We start from the raw sequence: 15,695 nt of genomic DNA, 5'->3' as shown, positions 1-15,695 counted from the left end.
GCCTGTGGAGTAGGTTCGTCTCAAAGACCTCTTCGCCTGGTCGCCCGCTGCGTGCATCGAACAGCCGGCGCACGCCGCCGCCGCGATTGCCCGCCCAGTCCAGCAGCCCGCCCGGGAAGGGTGGCGGTCCGCTTTCGGCCGCCGCGGTTGAATCTAGATCCATAAATCTGCGGCTAGGCCGCCATCCTTTCTGCACGGGCTTTGGCCCCGACATACTTGATCAGGACCTCTCCCCACATCTCGGCGACCAGTGGGGGAACTGCGTTTGCCACCTGCGTGAAACGGGGCACCTCACGGGCTCGGAGTTTTCCGCCTGTGGTGTATTTTCCCTTGAAGACGAACCAGTCGGGAAAGGTCTGAAGCCGAGCATTCTCCCGTACCGTCAAAGTGCGCGGCTCGGAATAGTGCAGGAGGTCGTCTGGCATGCTGGTGATGGTGGGCGCTGGCAACGACGGATCCAGAACTCGCGTGGCCATCTTCTTGATGCCATGCTTTTCGCGCATTGCCCGGTTCAACTGTACGCCAAGCCGGCCAGCCGATTTGCACTCTCTGATAATGTTCGCGAATCGCTCAACGATATGTTCCCGATGGCGCGCAAGCCGAGTGTCGCCTAATGAGCCGGCGTACCCATCCCTCATCAGTCGTTGGAAGCTCGTCCGTGGCTGGGACGTCCGGATTGCCAAGTAGCCCTTGCTGTCTGGGCTTGGGCTTACACCCGCGGTGACTGTCTCGAGGTCCGATATGGCTTGCCGGGAGGTAATTTTCGAGGCAAGCGCCCGTGCGCCAAGGAACTTCGCCTTCGAAGCGCGAAGCCGTGCGAATGGGTCCTCCCGTTTGGCCAACCGCTTGAACTGGGATTTGAGCATCCCGACTAGGAAGAAGCGCGGACGCTCCTGCGGTACGCCAAATGCGGAGCAGCGGATGGTGTCGAAGTAAACGTGGTAGGACTTTTCCAGGCGTGCGACGAGTTCCTCCGCGAAATTCCGTCGTTCGCCCGGCTCGCTCCCAACAAAATCGTACGTGATGCCACGCACGTTCTCGATGAGCACCAAACGCGGTCTGACGAGGTCTACGAACTCCATGTATCGCTCGATCATTTGGTTCCGCGGGTCCGCCGGCTTGCGTCGGCCGGCGCTCGAAAATCCCTGACAAGGCGGGCCCCCGGCAAGAAGGTCGACGTGACCACGCAGGGCCGCGAGTTGCTCGCCATGAGCTTCCATCAGTGATTCAATTGTCCATGGTTTTGTCTCAAGCCAGACGGGCCACATAAACGCGTGGCGCGCGCCCGGACTAGCCAGATTGGTTTTCAAAGTCTCGAAGGCGAACGCGTCTTTCTCGATCGCAAACAAGCCCTTCCAGCCCGCCTTCAGCAGCCCAAGGCTGAGGCCGCCGCATCCTGCAAAGGCATCGATGAAGATCGGCCTTTCGACGTTGCTCTGCACACTTCCCCCGCTAGCCCCAATGCCGATTCGACCTTGGAAGTATAATAACGTTCGCGAGACGTTCTGCCAAACGTAACCACAAGAGGCAAGCCAGCTGCCGCCAGAAAAAGCTTGCTCCGCCCACCACAGCCATGACAACCGTCTCTAGCCATGGCATGGCACCCATAAGTGTCGCTCGCCGCGCCGTCCCCGCTCTACCTCGGTGCAAGCTTGCTTAGCCTCAGCCGATCCCATCCCAACTATTGCACCGGTCGCTCCGCCTTAGTCATCGTCCTGGGGCGTAAACGGCGGCGCCGTCAGCCCCGCTGTTTCAAAGATTTCGAAAACCGGCCGAAAAGGAGCGCGGCGATTTCGTGGGCTCGCGTCGGTCATGGCAACCAGGGCCGCGAGATTTTGTTGCGAGAGAGGCTCCCGGCGCCCTACGCGACCGACGAAGTCTGCCAGTTGAAAGGGCATTTCTGCAGCATGATAGATTTGGACGTTGGTACCCACGGCTGCGAAGACCTGCTCCATCTGCTCTGAAGTTGCAGTGTCTTGATAAGGAGCAATGTAGCGCTCGAATCGAGCCTCAGCGCCGCGATAGGAGCCCGAATTAGAAAAGACAGTGAGGGCCGTGGGCCAAAACTCCGATGCGGCTAGCCGAGTTAGGACGGCGCCTTGAACTGTCTCGCTGCTCCTGACGAATTTTTCAACCATTAGATCCCGAAAGCGGGGGAGCCTCACTGCGTCAAAGGGACGGACATCGTCTTCCGTCGGATCTAGATTCTGAAGGTACGCCGAGAGTTTCTCCAGCGTCGGACCCGGCAGTGCAGCTTGGAGCTCGGTAAAAACCGCGAGAAGCGCATAGCTATTAGCGATTTGCGTATCGTCGGCGGTATCAATCAAGTTCACTAGCGCTGGCACGACTGAATCGAGCCAAGCTGCACGATCAACCTCGCGGACTGCCTGCAGGGCGTGCGGTAAAAGGCTAATCTTGGACTCCCATCCCGCGGGTGCCGCACGAAGCATCGCCTTGCCGAGCACCGTCGCCAATGTGGCGGGCGCGCCGCGCCGGGCATGCTGGAGATATCGCTCCCTTACAAACCTAGTGATCGCCTCGGGTTGCGTCGGGAATGCCAGGCTTCTGAACTCGGCATCGAACAGCGCAAGCAAGGTCCGGCCTTGCACAGGTCTCTGAGACAGCAAATTCCGGATCGCTTCTACCAAATACAGGCGAACCAGCTCCGGCTCTGGCGAAAACAGCTCGCCGTCCGAGGTAAAAGCGGGATGAGCGCAGAGATGTCGGTCTGCTTGCAAGCGCTCAAAGTGTCTCCTGGAAATAGAGTCGATGAAACCAAAGTCAGTATCGGCCTTGGTTAGAAGCTCCCGCTCCATAGCCAAGAGCTTCTCCACATTGTTCGCTTGTACATTGGTGTCCCAGGCGTTCACGAAGGATATCGCCTGGGAGTCGCCCTGTCCCGCCAGTTCGCGTATCTTGGCGATGATGTCGAAGGTCACGGCCACCCAGACGGCGACGATCGCGGCCTTGCAGCTTCCCGCCCGGTAGGCCTTCACAGCCTCGTCGATATAGGTTCGCGAAAAGGGATTGCGGACCGTCAAGGCCAGGGCATCGAGATCAGTCAGGCGTGCGTCCATTTGTTTCTCTTACAGTGAAAAGCCATACTCGCCGGTTCGACTATCTACCGATAGCAAACGCTAGCAATAGCGCCCAGCAGTGAGCTATCCATCTTCGACGTTTGACATGATTCGGGAGAGATGAGTTGCCTACCCCATTAGGCCCGGCGGCGTGGAAAGGCGAGGGGCTACAAATATTCGCGTGCGTGCGGCGCTTCCACGCTGAGCGCCGCAACTCGCGCTGCACCGTTCAGGAGGTTCGTGTCGCTAATCGCCTTCGGCTTGGCTTGGGCGCCTTAGATTTCTGGGCTTTCGGCGCTGCATACTTTCTGGTCGGTTTCACAATCGCCTTCGGTCTCCCAGCCTTCTGAAGTGTCATTGCAGGGCTATGCGGTTTTCCGGCAATCCGCTCGGCGGCTTCGCGCCACGTTGTGCTGTCAGTAAGCTCAGAACGCCTAATCTTCAGGTGCTTGCATCCCGGTATCTCCCTAAGGGTGCTCAGGAGACTTTGCGCCTGGTTATCGTACAGCCAGGGATTAAGGTAGACGGTATCGATCCATTCGTGGGGGCAGTCGATAAATATGGCGTTCTGCTGATCGGAAACGGTCTCTATGACGATCCGGTATTCATCTTCGTCTTTGAAACCATAACGCTTTAAAAATGGGATGTTCTCGATATCCTTGGGTGATAGCTTCTTCACATTATCTAGTGTGAGGTACTTGACTTCGCCGTAGCGAATTGACGTTCCGGGCTCTAAATCGTGGCTATCAAGATACGCCTCAACCCGCTGACGCTTGAGCACCAAACATGCACCAGACGCTCCGCCAGCGAAAATCCTCCAGTGGTGGTAAGTCTCGCCGCTCAGCGCCGCGCAAAGGCCGTAGAGGCCCCCCGCCTTCTTGTGGCTTTTGTAAACCTGCATGAACAGGCGATCATTACGATCGTCCCAACTCGCGGGGTTTAGAATGGCCAGCTTCTCACGCTGCAATGTATCGATCAGGGCCGGAATCGACATGTAACGGCGAATGAGCATCCTCTTTTTCTTCTGCGCAGTGACCATGTGCTTCTCCAGTCGTTTTCGTTGGGATACCACCAAATCGTGCGCCAGCTAAGGTCAGTCAGAGAGGTTGGCTAGTCGCTTTCTGGCACCATCTGTACCGAAGGTTGGTGTCGGCACATATTCAGAAGGTTTGCCAAGCTTCGCAATCCCGGGCGGCTGCAGAGCATTCGCGATTCTCATGCGCAAGTTCCTTGATTTCGAAATCGTTCATCCGCCACTCGCCGAAGGCACTCGGCGTCACATCGCGCAGCGCTTTCGACCAGACTGTACGCGGGGCGGTGGCGGATGATCCGCTGTCGAGCTCATGGACGCCATGCTCTCAGGACGCGCTGTGCTGTGGCGAGAATACTGCCGGCGGCACGATCTGGTCGTGAAGAGCGAACTGTGCCGCCGCTTCATGGCGATCGCCGGCCTTGGCCCAGTGGCTGCGCACTCCATCATGATGGCGATCGACGACCCGTCGCGCTTTAGCCGCTCGGGTGATGTAGCCGCCTATTCCGGGCTAACCTCGCGGCGATGTCAGTCAGGCACGTCAATCGACATCCAGAGCCGCATCCCGTCGGTCCGGTCACAGCACTTTCGTTCATGACGGCGATCCATGATCCGTCGCGCTTCGCCGCTCACGAGACGTCGCGGCCTACTTCGGCCTGACCTCGCGGCGCTGCAGTCGGGCACCTCGATCGACGTTCAGGGTCGCATATCGAAGGCAGGCGACGCCGATGTTCGACGCTCGCTCTACGAGGCGGCGTCAGGGTTGATGACGCGCTTCAAGGGCAGAGACAAGATCAAGAGCTGGGGTCAGGCGATCGCCAAACGCTCCTGCCACCGCAAGGCCAGCGTCGCCATGGCGCGCAAGCTGGCGGTGATCATGCACGCGATCTGGACCGACGGAACGTTCTATGTCGGCGATCCGGCGGCAAGCCCAGGCGGATGCCGGCCGGCGTGCTCATATCAACGATCGCAAGCTGCTGGGAGCGCATCGGTGAACGGTGCGACGGAAATTGAAACGCATGGCGCCGGCACGTTGACGGGCGCCATCTGACACAAGAGATCCGCTCCGGCGGATGAGGACCGATGCACACTAGGAACGACGGAACGCACGTTATCTTGCCTGCGGCCGCGCCGGTCGCGAGACGGCCGGACCGCTCCGGATTGGCTGTGACGATGCTCCGTCACTCCGGTGGAAAAGTGCGCCACGACGGTTCCCGTGCTGCAAATAAGCAGCGCTGCTACGCCGTCGCAGAGCGCGGAAGGCTGCACGGCGCATCGGAACTTGACGCTAGAAAACGGAACCGTGTTTTAGAGCATAGAATGGTTCATTGTCGTATATTATCGGAGGAACGACGATGGCAAACAAATCTCGCAAAGTACGATCGTTTAAGACGGCAAGATAAAAGGGCGCACATTGTGCGGCTGGCGGTTGACTGTTTTTGCTGGCATTTTCGACATTTCTCGCACATTGCGGGTCTTTGTTGCAATGTGCGACCTCATATTAACGTATTTAGTTGATTCGGGAATCTACAAGGTGCGAAGCGCATCCGCTGGCGGATAGCGGGTTCGCCGCTTGTCCTTCAAACGTCTCCACTGCTTGGCGAGAAGCACGGCGCCGATCAACTTGCTGTCCACGAAGTGGTGGATCTGGTCAGTGTCGCAGAGGGGGAGCCCAGAGGTGGGATGCCGGTGGAGAGACGAGGTGATCGAAGGTCCCGACTCCGGCGAAAGCAACGGCAATCTCGCCTTCGTGCATCATGTCGGCAGTGACAGTATTGACGCGGCGGTCGGTGCTAAGGAAGCGCTGGCATCGAGGAGCCTGTCCTGCGAGCGGCCGATGATCACAAGTTCTGCGCCGCGGGCGAGGGCCGCAGCGGCGACGCCGAGACCGATGCCGGAGCTGCCGCCAACGATGACGATTTTCTTGCGCATATGCGGAAGAAGGGAGCGTCGCCACCGCGACCGGATTAATCTCCAGCAGTACGACCTAGTCGAATGTCCGCTCTGTGACGGAACGGGAAGGTTCCACGGCGACGACTGCTCTGAATGCAGAGGCGAGCGGGAAATGGAACGCCGCTTTGCCGACCAGGTTGGCGTTCGCCAGTACGAAAGCCAGGAGTGCCCCCATCTGCGATATATCCGGCGAACGGCGCGATATAACGTGTCATGGCTGCGGCGGCAAAGGTAGGTTGGAGCGTTTGCAGACTGACCAGGTGAACCTGAGCGACTACGAAATTGTGGAGTGCCCGCGTGCAAACAGCGCGACCCTGAATGGTGCAGTACCTATTGGGGGGCGAAGTGAGATGCCCCGCTGGCTTGCCGACCAGCTCGAGACGTGAGCCTCCGGCGGACAATGCATGCGGACATTATCGCTCAGTATGCGAAGGCTTGTGCCGGTCATGACCAGCACAATCCTTCGTTTCTTTCTGAACGAAGCGGCCATCGGTGACGGCACCCAAGCTCTAACTCTACGTCCCGCAATTGCATCTTCGCCGGCTCGGTGACGAGCTAGACGGGCTGTGGACGCGGGACAAACAGAGCGATCGCGGGCCCCGGCCAAGCGCCTCTTGGCCATGGAAGAGCTATTGGATACTCAATAAGGCTCGTCGTCACCGGCGGTGCCGCATTCATCCTCCTGGCGCGGGGCTTCAAGGGAGCCGTCGTTGGCAGAGACAAGATAGCCGGTGCTGTCCCCTTTCGTAATTTCCGCGATCCAGCCATCCGCACGCAGCTGAGCTGCAAGGGCATAGGCATCTTCGAGAGTAGTGACATGGAAAATCTTTGCCGCCATGACGTTGGGTATCGCTACGTTCAATTTCTATACGGCTCGTCGTCGCCGCCCAGCCTCTGGAGTTGACTGGGAGTTTCAATCTCGACGTTGCCGGCCGGCCTCTGGGGTTTAGTGGGAGCCTCAGTCCATTTGCTGCCGGCTGCGCGCTCGCTCCGAACAAGCCCATAGCCAACTGCGATAAAGAGCAAAACGGCGCAAATGCCGAGAAGAAGCAGCCTTTTCATCGTCTCCGACCCCCACATACACTCGCGTGTGCGACGAACTACAGTTGCTTACATGTCCGTATCGCTCTTCTTTATTTCCATTTGCCGGGAACTGCGACTTGGCATTATGCTACCACTGGGCCCCCTTGTAAAATGGGGCCGCGCGGGAAGGAGGATGGCATGAGCAGTACACTGGCTTGGATTTTCGCAGCAGTGATCGCAGCCGTCGTTATTTGGGCCCTGATTATGGGACGCCGGTTTCTAAGGGGTAGACTCCGGTTCGGCCACTTCGAAGCGGGATTAGAGGGCAGGCAGGAGGCCCGCGTCAGCGATTCCACTGGCGAGGGCACGGATATCAAGATTAGGTCTGACGGCGAAGGTGCGGTCGTAGACAATGTCCGAGCTAGAGGAAGCCGCATAGAAATTGGCTCCAGCACGACCGGTGCGGCGCCGCAGAAAGACGGCTCATGACGTGAACATCGGTCTTAAACCTTGAACCAACTTCTAATCGCCAATTACGTAGAGCCGCGCGGCAAATTGCGTGCGCTCGCCGCGCCGGATTGTCCATTTCACGCGATATTTCTGGAGGGCGGCGAACACTACGGCAAGACGTTCCTGCTCCAATGGCTGAAGACCGAGCTAACTACGCGCGTTGTTCTCATTCCGATTGACAAGCGACGCGTCGTCCCAGCCCCGCTCCAGCTCTTATCTGAGATCGCCACGCACCTCGGTTGGCAGCATTTTCCGGGTTTCGATCGGGCCATGCGGACACAGCAGCGACCAATCCAAGCCAATGTGAGCAACGTCTCGGTCGAGGGCAGTTATGTAAACGTGCAGGCTATCGCGCAGGAAAGCGAGGATGATCGGTTGCTGGCCGCCATCCGTCTGACAGGCGCCTTTCTCGATGATCTGCGAGCGTTGCCTGACACGCTGCGGCCGCTGATCCTAGCTTTTGATGGCTATGACGCGAGTACATCGCTGATCGATCGATGGTTCGACGGCGTACTAGTCGAGGGCCTATGTGATATCGAACACGCACGGCTCATCGTTTGTGGTCGCCAAGTGCCTTCCACTTCCATGAAACTGCGCACGCCAGCTGAACGCTTCATCGAGGTGCCGCTCACGGGCGTCGCTGACGAGCAGGAGTGGATGCAGATTATCGCGTCTCTGAAATGCCGCCTTCCCGGAGACGACGACGTTAGTCGCGCCGGCTATCTACGCGGCATCGTTGCGGCCTTCAAGGGTGCGCCTGGGCTCATCCTCGCACATCTGAAGGCGTTGTGAGCGATGTTGACCGAGCCTCCTTCAGGACGGGACGACGGCCAGCGAGAGCTCCTGCGACATACGCTTGAGCGGTTGCCCACGTCAGCACGCAAAGCGCTTGAGATTCTGTCGTTTCCGCACTGGTTTGACGACTTTGCCCTCGAACACCTGGTAACGGAGGGGGGACTCGACGTTCAGCTTGCCCTAGAGATCAGGGAGTCGAAGGGATGGGGGCTGATAGAGCGGTGGAGTGACGGCGCTTTTGCCGTCATTGCCCCGGTGCGCGGGTTGGTACTCGACGGCGCTGCACTTGACCCGCAGAGTTATCGCAAGCGCAGCCTATTGTTCGCTGATGTGTTCCATGCTCTGGCGTGCAATGGAGGTGATGTGTTTGATCACGCTGAGTCAGTATATCACCGACTCGCCGCCGAACCGGAGCGCGGTGCCGAGCTGATACTTGCAGATGGCATTACCTGGAAGTCCGAGCCGCTGTTTGCCTTAGACGCTCTCGAACGTCTTGTCGCTGGCGCTCGCGAGCAGCAGCGACGGGGCTTCCTTTCAGAACGCGCTGGCCGCTATACCGAATTGCTTGAGCTGTATCTCCCGCGCGCTGACAACACGGCACGCGCAGAGGAACAGGTCCTGCGCCGGTTGCTGAAGGATGAGTCCGGCGTTGACCTGTTTGAGGCCGAGCTCCGGCTGCGACTTGGCCTCGCGGTTTTATCAGGCGGGGGCACCGTCGAGGCACGCCATCTCTTCGAGGCTGCCAAGGCGCTGTTCGGCAAAGCTAACAGCGCGCGGGGGGAAGCTGATGCCCTGCGCTCGCTTGGCCGCGCCGCGTTACGCGCCGACCAATTGATGGACGCGCATCAGATGTTCGTCAGCGCGCGCGCTATGTTCAACGCCCTGGGACTTACGATCTCTTCTACTCATTGCGTCAAGGCGTTGGCTGAGACCGAATTTTATAGAGGGCTTTGGAACGACGCTGAGCCTTTATTCAAGCGCGCGCTTTCGGATTTCGTCGCGGTTGGAAGCTACCTTGGAGAGGCGAACACGCGTGTCGTGTATTCCCAGTTGCTAGCGGCGCGGGCCGAAATTGCCGCTGCACACCAGCATATTGATCGGGCCACCGAGGTCTATGATACAATCGGGCATCGCTTGGGACTCGCCAACTGCTTGAAAAACCGCGCCGTGGCCTTGTTTGAAAACGAGCAATACGAGCAGGCATCTGAGACGCTGGCTGCTGCTTTCGAGAGCTATGAGCGGTGGGGCAGCGCCTCAGGCCGTGCGAATTGCCGCTTATGGAGTGCTGCCTGCCAGACTCGGCTCGGTCATCCAGAGAAGGCTTTTCCGTTGCTTGACGAAGCAGCGGAGGCCTTTGAGAGCATTGGGGAGCGCTTCGGACAGGCGAGCGTACTGCGTGAACAAGGTCTTGCCACGCTTGCAAACGGTCAGCCCCGCGACGCCCTGAAGCCACTGCAGCAGTCGCGCGCCAATTTCCTAGCAGTGGGAAACGAAGTGGATGCGAGAGTCGCAGCCGTCGCACTTGGCCGGGCGGCAGTGGCCGCGGGACTTCCGAGCCCCTTTACGCGAGAGAGCCTTTACGCGCTCGCCGTCGACGCAGCAAATACTTTCAGATCCATTGGCTTTCAGCGTCAATTGCGCGAGGCTGAGGGTCTTATTGGCTTAACTGACACGAACCGGGCAATGCCAACGCCTTCGCGGAATTTCTCAGACAATATATCTATCTCACTGAATCGTACAGAATACCGCTTGGCAGGGCGCGGTGAGGATTACGAGGCAATTCTAAGATTGCGCTACAAGGCCTTTAGATCTGCCAATTTAATTGACAGTCGCGACGACCGCATGCTTGCATTTCCTGATGACAACGATTCTCATATATTTGGCGTCTACATTGATGGTAATCTTGTATCAACGGTCTCAATTGAACATGTGACAAACCTTTCTCAATCGAGATTGGTGTTTTCGCAATTCAGCGGAGGACTAAACGAATTTAATAATGTCGTAATGGCGTACGGTTTTGCCGCCGACCCTCATCTTTCGTCGCTGTTCCCGCAAATCCCTTATCTAACTCTCAGGCTATGGATTCTTGGTGCGGAATTTTTTGATGCAAGCAATATTTCAACAGTTGCCAGGAGATCGAATGTCGGTTTTTATAATAGAAATTTTAATGCTACGCAAATCGCTGCCTTAGATGATACTCGAGAGGTATGGGTTCTACTTAACACAAGTTACAACGATATTCGACAAAGATTGTTCCATCGCTTCCCGTTTTACAGAAGTATACCCTTGGAACGACGCTTGCTTTTTGATCGGGCGGAGATCGCCTCCACTCCTTTGTTAGTATTACCGTCAGCGCGATATTTTCCGAAATCTCTGCATGAAGAGCGCAATCCTTATGAAGTTCGCCTGATAGCGTGACGTCGCGATGGTTCCCCGCGATCTCAACTAGGTGAGCAGCCGCCAACTTCTTAAAACCTGATACCTCCGACGATTGATCGCAAAGCCACTAGGGGGCATTTGCGGGCCCTGAGACAGACGGTGGGGCAGGTTTGCGCGGCCGCTTTCCAGGTCATCGAAGCCCTGTCGGTCGATGTCAAGGTGATGGTCGGATCGGGCAAGGTTGGAATGTAGATCGTCGGCATGCCGGCAAGGGGATGGCCCAAAGCCGCGAGCGCGTGCAAGCGGCGCTCCACGCATCGGGGCTGACGTGCCGTCGAGAAGGGTGACCCCGCGCTCGCCGACCTCCCCCAAGGAAGGCAACCATTAGCAACCATTAGCACCGGCCGATCGCGCTCGCCCCGATGGCGATGCTAGCCGCATCCCGGGCGATATGTTGAACGGCTATGCGTACTTGGCGAATTGTCGCTCGACGGCACCATCGCCGGCTTGGCCGGCGCGCTTGATGCGGCGATCGGCGCCAATGTCGAAGGCGAGGGCCTGATCTCCCCCTTCGCCTGCGGACTGGAAGCGGCCTGGGCGTGCGAGGATTTCGACATATTGGCACCGCGCAGCCTGATCGCGATCGCCGACCATTTTTGCGGAACGCAGGTGCTGTCACGGCCCGAAGCCTGCATCCAGCTGGGAGCTCGCAATCTGCCGAATCTCGTCGAAAGCGACACAACCTGTGTCCGTCTGCCGGTTTACCCGCACCTTGCAAGATCCAGCTTCTGGCGCGCTTTGCTCAAGATGTTACAAGGGGCTGCTTAGAGCCGGGAGGCTCCGACCCGGGCGTTCAGTTCGGCGTGAACGCCTCAATTCTTGCCGGGCGCACAACCGATAACGAGTCGACCGAATAGTCCGCGTGGGGATTGATGATGACGCCGAAACTCGAGGCTGCCTAAGACAACCCGATTCGAGCTCAGCGGAAACTGTGGTGAATGGCAGCAACGACTGCACGTCCTTCGTTCAGCGTCGCTTCGATCATCGACTGAAGATGGCGTGTGGTCGCGCCGCGCGTGCCAACATAACCCGATCGGACCAGCTCGACGAATGCCTCACTGCGCAGATAGTGGCCATCGAGCTCGGCATGGTCGACGCGAAGGCCGCCCCGAACCCCGCGCATGCCGCCATTGCCAAGCATATGGTCTAGATGGCCAAGGCTGACCACGATGCCCGCTGCGCTCGCTGCCGAGTGGCGTTTCATCATCTTCACGAAGAAGGCGCCGGGATGGAGGCGGTACGGCCCTTGGGGATCGAGATCGAGATCGAATTGCCGCATCCGGTCAAGTTCTTGCTCGAACTGCTAGTCTATACGGACCTGCCATCCCTCGCCCATATCGTGGTCGCGCTCGAGCATCTTGTACTGGCACCATCACCAGCGCACCACGTCGTTCGTTGAGGTAGATCAGATCGACCCCAAGAAGCTGCTCGAGCGGTCGGCGATTGGCTGTATATATCTCGAGCTCGCCTTCATGTTTCCTGAAACGCGCCCGTCCGGTCAGATCGCTTTCATCCATTGTCCAGCCCGGCAACCACCGCGCGTCATATTCGATCGCAGCGTCCTCTAGCACGCGGATCGAGGCGATTGCGCTTGGGCCGAGAACGGCCAACTCATAGGCTTCACCATCGCCGCCAAAGGCGTTGACGGCGAGCTTGATCGCGTCGTGTTGCATGACGACCGCATTTTCGACAGGGCCGCGTCCGGCGATCCAGGCGAGGATGCGCCGCAGGAATGGCGAGTTGGCTTCTTCGGCGGTCAGTGCCGCGATCATCGATCGGCCGAGTTGGTTGGAGACCGCTGTGATCTCTTCGGAGACAGCGCGCAATCGCGCGACCGCCTGTTCTAACGTCGGGGTTTCGATATCACGAAGCAGCCGAGTGAGCGAGCCGGGTGCATGTCGTCGACGAAGTCGAACGCAACGCGGGTATCCAGCGATGAGATGGCCTGTCGCGAGCGAACGATCCCGATGCGCAGGTGCGACGCGTCGACCGCGATCACCGCGAGCGAGCGCGCTTTGGCCGATCTCGCGGCCGAATGGCGGTAGTTGAGTGTGAACCGCGCGCCGTGGCGCCTGATGTCTTCTAGCGCTTCCCATGTCTCGTGATCGACACGGACTAGTATAAGGCCAGCGGTTTGCAATTGGCGGATTTCACGTTCTTCCATCACTTCCCCCCCCCTGGAGTCGCAGTGTCCGGTGGAGTTCCTAATCCACATCTCCGCTCGGCGCATCTTGATCAGGTGCTGTTGTTCGTCGTCTATAGCCAATAGCGGTTAGCCGGATGAATCCCCACTTCGGTCATTTAGGCTCGGCCCAACAATGGACGAAGGTCCACTTTCGGGATTCCTGCAACTGCGCCAGAGCGACCGAAGTGGGGCGCAAACCAGCCGTTCACTCCGCCACGGCGCTGCTTACGGCGCGCTCGCGAGCCGCTACGCGCGGACCTATTCTGACTGACTGCTGTTCGCTTTGCGATCAGTGGTTCCGGGTCGATTCCTAGCGCTTCGGGATGCGCTCAAGAACACTTGCCGAAACATCAGCGCATTCAGTGGCACCTATATAGCGGGCGATCAGACCGAAGCGATCTGCCAATCCCTGTTGAGTCATGTGCCGCCTATTTCTGGCTTGCCGGTTGTCTTAGAGCCTAGACCAGCCTCGACAAGTCGGCGGAAAGCCTCCGATCTCGTGGGAAGATCAGGCTGATTTCGGCGCCATTCGTCAACGCGTGCAAGCAAGTCACTCGTAAGCCGCAGTTCGAAGCGCTCAGTTTTGTTATCAATAGCATCGGGCGTGTTTGACAATGACTATGTCCGTAATGTACGGTATGTACGTAAATTGTGGTTTGCCGCTTTGCGGCCGAACAACGTGCACGAACACGTCGCTCGGCCTGACCACAACCCAAGCTGTTTGGAGCTCGGATCATGGTTGATTCCGACAATACCACGACTTTGCCTTTCGTCATCGGCCGGCAACGCGATGAGCTCGAGAGGCAGGGTCCCCAAGCCACAGACTCCGCTTTGAGACTATGGAGCGAGTGGCAACGAGCTCGATATGCCTCATTGCTGTTGTGTCGAATTCAGCAGCGGATGGAGGCGCGAATGATCGCAAATACCGGAATTCAGGGATTGACTGCAGGCGAGCCGATGCCGTGCCAGCTGCCAGTGTCTGTCACGGGCTTAGACTCTGAGCATCTCATCGCTTGCGAGGCCGAGGTTTCTGCAATGACCGAGGCTCTTAGATTTCAGGATGCGATCCCCAACATCTCTGCCTCATCTTTCGCCGGGATTGTGGCCAAGTTAGAAATGATCGTCGGCGCTGATCGAGATATTGGTGACCCTACGGACTTCCCATGGCCGCACATAGCTTCTGTGCTGCGCGACTTGAAGGCGATTGCGGGAGGTTTGCCGGTTGATCGCCCGAGTCGGGAAAGGACGCGGAGCGATGTTGCCAGGCACTGGGAGTCCGCAGTCAAGCTGATCGCTGCGCTGAAAGAGGAAAGCGAAGCGGAGTGCCGTCGCGATTTAGCAGTCTTCTGACTCGCTCCCTGAAATTGTCTGCCGGTATGAAACTCGCCGAACGGCGCAAGTCATTGCACGCTATTGCCCTGCGACATGAAGTTCGCGCTTTCCTTCACCATCTGGAGGCTTCTGATAGCAAGTCGATCCACCATTGGGGGAGCGACCGGCATGTCGGAGGAAACCAGGACTGGGCCGCAGGCGTTGCTTCCGGCGAACGACAACGGCGACCTCGCCAGCCCTAAGAGTCGCCCTGAAAACATGGCGGCCAGGGTGGATCGGGTGGTGTTGGACATCGCTCGGCTGATCGGCCGGCGGCTGGCGCGGGAGGCCTTCGAGGTGAAGCTGGCGGCTAACGACAATCGGCCGGACGGTCGAAAGGGAGAGGGCAGGGGGCCGGATGGCAAACCCCTTGGGAACAGGAGAGAGGATCAGCCGCCATGACCCGTGCCGCACTCTATGCCCGCTATTCTTCCGACAGCCAGCGGGACGCCTCCATCGAGGATCAGTTCCGGCTCTGTCGCGAGCAGGCGGCGCGCGAAGGCTGGAGCGTGGCGGGAACGTATGAGGATGCGGCGATCTCCGGCGCCAGCACCGTGCTGCGGCCGGGCATCCAGCATTTGATCCGCGATGCGCAGCGCGGCCGCTTCGAGGTGGTGCTTGCCGAGGCGCTCGATCGCATCAGCCGCGACCAGGCAGATGTCGCCACGCTCTTCAAGCATCTCAAATTCGCCGGTGTTGCCATCGTCACCTTGGCCGAGGGCGAGATCAGCGAGTTGCATGTCGGCCTCAAGGGCACGATGAATGCATTGTTCCTCAAGGACCTTGCCCTCAAGACACATCGCGGCCTGCGCGGGAGGGTGGAGAAGGGCAAGGCCGGGGGCGGGCTGTGCTACGGCTACCGGGTGGAGAAGAAACTGGATTCCGCAGGCGAGCCCGTTCGGGGCGACCGGACGATCGTGCCGGAGGAAGCGGCCGTCGTGCGCCGCATCTTCCGCGAATTCGCCGCAGGCAAGAGCCCGAAGGCGATCGCCGTCGACCTCAACAAGGAAGGCGTTCCTGGTCCGCTCGGCCGGCACTGGGGCGATACCAGCGTGCGCGGGCATGTCATCCGGGGAACCGGCGTCATCAACAACGAGCTCTATACCGGCGTGCTGGTCTGGAACCGCCTGCACTTCATCAAAGATCCCGCCACCGGCAAGCGCGTCTCGCGGGCCAATCCGCCAGCGAAATGGATCCGGACCGAGGTGCCGCATCTCAGGATCGTCGAGGACGATTTGTGGCAGGCCGTGAAGGAGAGACAGAAATCCATCGCCAGCCAGTTCGAGGCGGTGACCATCGCCACGCGCAAGGC

Annotated in this window: 14 protein-coding genes and 3 pseudogenes; 10 read left to right on the top strand and 7 right to left on the bottom strand. The window is 58.9% G+C overall.

Annotated elements, in window-relative coordinates:
• Window positions 1–173: 173 nt before the first annotated feature.
• The 3 genes from LB523_RS28525 to LB523_RS28515 form a co-directional block, all read right to left on the bottom strand.
• Complete coding sequence (locus LB523_RS28525; RefSeq protein ID WP_224609400.1) at window positions 174–1,442, bottom strand: DNA cytosine methyltransferase; 1,269 nt, start codon at window positions 1,440–1,442, stop codon at window positions 174–176.
• 261 nt (window positions 1,443–1,703) lie between these two features.
• Complete coding sequence (locus LB523_RS28520; protein ID WP_224609397.1) at window positions 1,704–3,077, bottom strand: hypothetical protein; 1,374 nt, start codon at window positions 3,075–3,077, stop codon at window positions 1,704–1,706.
• 229 nt (window positions 3,078–3,306) lie between these two features.
• The gene (locus LB523_RS28515; RefSeq protein ID WP_224609392.1) at window positions 3,307–4,116 is read right to left on the bottom strand and encodes a DUF2971 domain-containing protein; all 810 of its coding nucleotides are present in this window, start codon (window positions 4,114–4,116) and stop codon (window positions 3,307–3,309) included.
• Window positions 4,117–4,291: 175 nt separating this feature from the next.
• On the opposite strand from LB523_RS28515, the pseudogene LB523_RS29510 reads away from it, so the two are divergent.
• The 3 genes and pseudogenes from LB523_RS29510 to LB523_RS29340 all read left to right on the top strand — a co-directional run.
• A pseudogene (locus tag LB523_RS29510) lies at window positions 4,292–4,528 on the top strand (IS110 family transposase); the annotation flags it as partial.
• Window positions 4,514–4,705: a transposase gene (locus LB523_RS29505; RefSeq protein ID WP_411966507.1), complete on the top strand. Its 192-nt coding sequence runs from the start codon at window positions 4,514–4,516 to the stop codon at window positions 4,703–4,705. The pseudogene LB523_RS29510 and the gene LB523_RS29505, both read left to right, overlap by 15 nt.
• Window positions 4,675–5,041, top strand: a pseudogene (locus LB523_RS29340) (transposase); the annotation flags it as partial. The gene LB523_RS29505 and the pseudogene LB523_RS29340, both read left to right, overlap by 31 nt.
• Before the next feature lie 1,659 nt (window positions 5,042–6,700).
• On the opposite strand, the gene LB523_RS28500 reads toward LB523_RS29340, so the two are convergent.
• Entirely contained in the window at window positions 6,701–6,898 is a 198-nt protein-coding gene (locus tag LB523_RS28500; RefSeq protein ID WP_224609385.1) for a hypothetical protein, read from the bottom strand.
• Window positions 6,899–7,281: 383 nt separating this feature from the next.
• On the opposite strand from LB523_RS28500, the gene LB523_RS28495 reads away from it, so the two are divergent.
• From LB523_RS28495 to LB523_RS29500, 4 genes and pseudogenes are all read left to right on the top strand, one after another.
• Window positions 7,282–7,572 (top strand): hypothetical protein, encoded by a 291-nt coding sequence (locus LB523_RS28495; RefSeq protein ID WP_224609382.1) that lies wholly within the window; start codon window positions 7,282–7,284, stop codon window positions 7,570–7,572.
• A gap of 66 nt (window positions 7,573–7,638) precedes the next feature.
• Complete coding sequence (locus tag LB523_RS28490; protein WP_224609379.1) at window positions 7,639–8,385, top strand: hypothetical protein; 747 nt, start codon at window positions 7,639–7,641, stop codon at window positions 8,383–8,385.
• A 3-nt stretch (window positions 8,386–8,388) separates the two neighbouring features.
• Complete coding sequence (locus tag LB523_RS28485; RefSeq protein WP_224609376.1) at window positions 8,389–10,806, top strand: N-acyl amino acid synthase FeeM domain-containing protein; 2,418 nt, start codon at window positions 8,389–8,391, stop codon at window positions 10,804–10,806.
• A gap of 120 nt (window positions 10,807–10,926) precedes the next feature.
• Window positions 10,927–11,499 (top strand): annotated as a pseudogene (locus tag LB523_RS29500) (magnesium chelatase domain-containing protein); the annotation flags it as partial.
• A gap of 247 nt (window positions 11,500–11,746) precedes the next feature.
• Here the strand turns inward: LB523_RS29500 and LB523_RS28475 are convergent.
• From LB523_RS28475 to LB523_RS28465, 3 genes are read right to left on the bottom strand one after another with little or no spacing between them, the layout of a single operon-like run.
• Window positions 11,747–12,106, bottom strand: coding sequence for a hypothetical protein (locus LB523_RS28475; protein WP_224609370.1), 360 nt, complete (start codon window positions 12,104–12,106; stop codon window positions 11,747–11,749).
• Window positions 12,107–12,110: 4 nt separating this feature from the next.
• Window positions 12,111–12,653, bottom strand: coding sequence for a hypothetical protein (locus LB523_RS28470; protein ID WP_224609367.1), 543 nt, complete (start codon window positions 12,651–12,653; stop codon window positions 12,111–12,113).
• Window positions 12,654–12,670: 17 nt separating this feature from the next.
• The gene (locus LB523_RS28465; RefSeq protein ID WP_224609364.1) at window positions 12,671–12,991 is read right to left on the bottom strand and encodes a hypothetical protein; all 321 of its coding nucleotides are present in this window, start codon (window positions 12,989–12,991) and stop codon (window positions 12,671–12,673) included.
• Between the two features lie 933 nt (window positions 12,992–13,924).
• Here LB523_RS28465 and LB523_RS28455 point away from each other — a divergent pair.
• From LB523_RS28455 to LB523_RS28445, 3 genes are all read left to right on the top strand, one after another.
• Window positions 13,925–14,362 (top strand): hypothetical protein, encoded by a 438-nt coding sequence (locus tag LB523_RS28455; RefSeq protein ID WP_224609362.1) that lies wholly within the window; start codon window positions 13,925–13,927, stop codon window positions 14,360–14,362.
• A 150-nt stretch (window positions 14,363–14,512) separates the two neighbouring features.
• Entirely contained in the window at window positions 14,513–14,785 is a 273-nt protein-coding gene (locus LB523_RS28450) for a hypothetical protein (RefSeq protein WP_224609358.1), read from the top strand.
• A partial coding sequence (locus tag LB523_RS28445; protein WP_224609355.1) for a recombinase family protein occupies window positions 14,782–15,695 on the top strand: 914 nt, incomplete at its 3' end. The genes LB523_RS28450 and LB523_RS28445, both read left to right, overlap by 4 nt.

It is taken from the genome of Mesorhizobium sp. ESP-6-4, assembly GCF_020164735.1.
Lineage (GTDB): Bacteria > Pseudomonadota > Alphaproteobacteria > Rhizobiales > Rhizobiaceae > Mesorhizobium.
Note: the sequence above shows the minus strand (reverse complement) of the source record. Positions and strands in the feature narration are given on the sequence as shown.

Coding starts and splice junctions, on each gene's coding strand:
- LB523_RS28465 (WP_224609364.1), bottom strand. CDS start 12,991: ATGGAAGAACGTGAAATCCGCCAATTGCAAACCGCTGGCCTTATACTA.
- LB523_RS28495 (WP_224609382.1), top strand. CDS start 7,282: ATGAGCAGTACACTGGCTTGGATTTTCGCAGCAGTGATCGCAGCCGTC.
- LB523_RS28515 (WP_224609392.1), bottom strand. CDS start 4,116: ATGGTCACTGCGCAGAAGAAAAAGAGGATGCTCATTCGCCGTTACATG.
- LB523_RS28520 (WP_224609397.1), bottom strand. CDS start 3,077: ATGGACGCACGCCTGACTGATCTCGATGCCCTGGCCTTGACGGTCCGC.
- LB523_RS28500 (WP_224609385.1), bottom strand. CDS start 6,898: ATGGCGGCAAAGATTTTCCATGTCACTACTCTCGAAGATGCCTATGCC.
- LB523_RS29505 (WP_411966507.1), top strand. CDS start 4,514: ATGGCGATCGCCGGCCTTGGCCCAGTGGCTGCGCACTCCATCATGATG.
- LB523_RS28450 (WP_224609358.1), top strand. CDS start 14,513: ATGTCGGAGGAAACCAGGACTGGGCCGCAGGCGTTGCTTCCGGCGAAC.
- LB523_RS28455 (WP_224609362.1), top strand. CDS start 13,925: ATGATCGCAAATACCGGAATTCAGGGATTGACTGCAGGCGAGCCGATG.
- LB523_RS28485 (WP_224609376.1), top strand. CDS start 8,389: ATGTTGACCGAGCCTCCTTCAGGACGGGACGACGGCCAGCGAGAGCTC.
- LB523_RS28475 (WP_224609370.1), bottom strand. CDS start 12,106: ATGCGGCAATTCGATCTCGATCTCGATCCCCAAGGGCCGTACCGCCTC.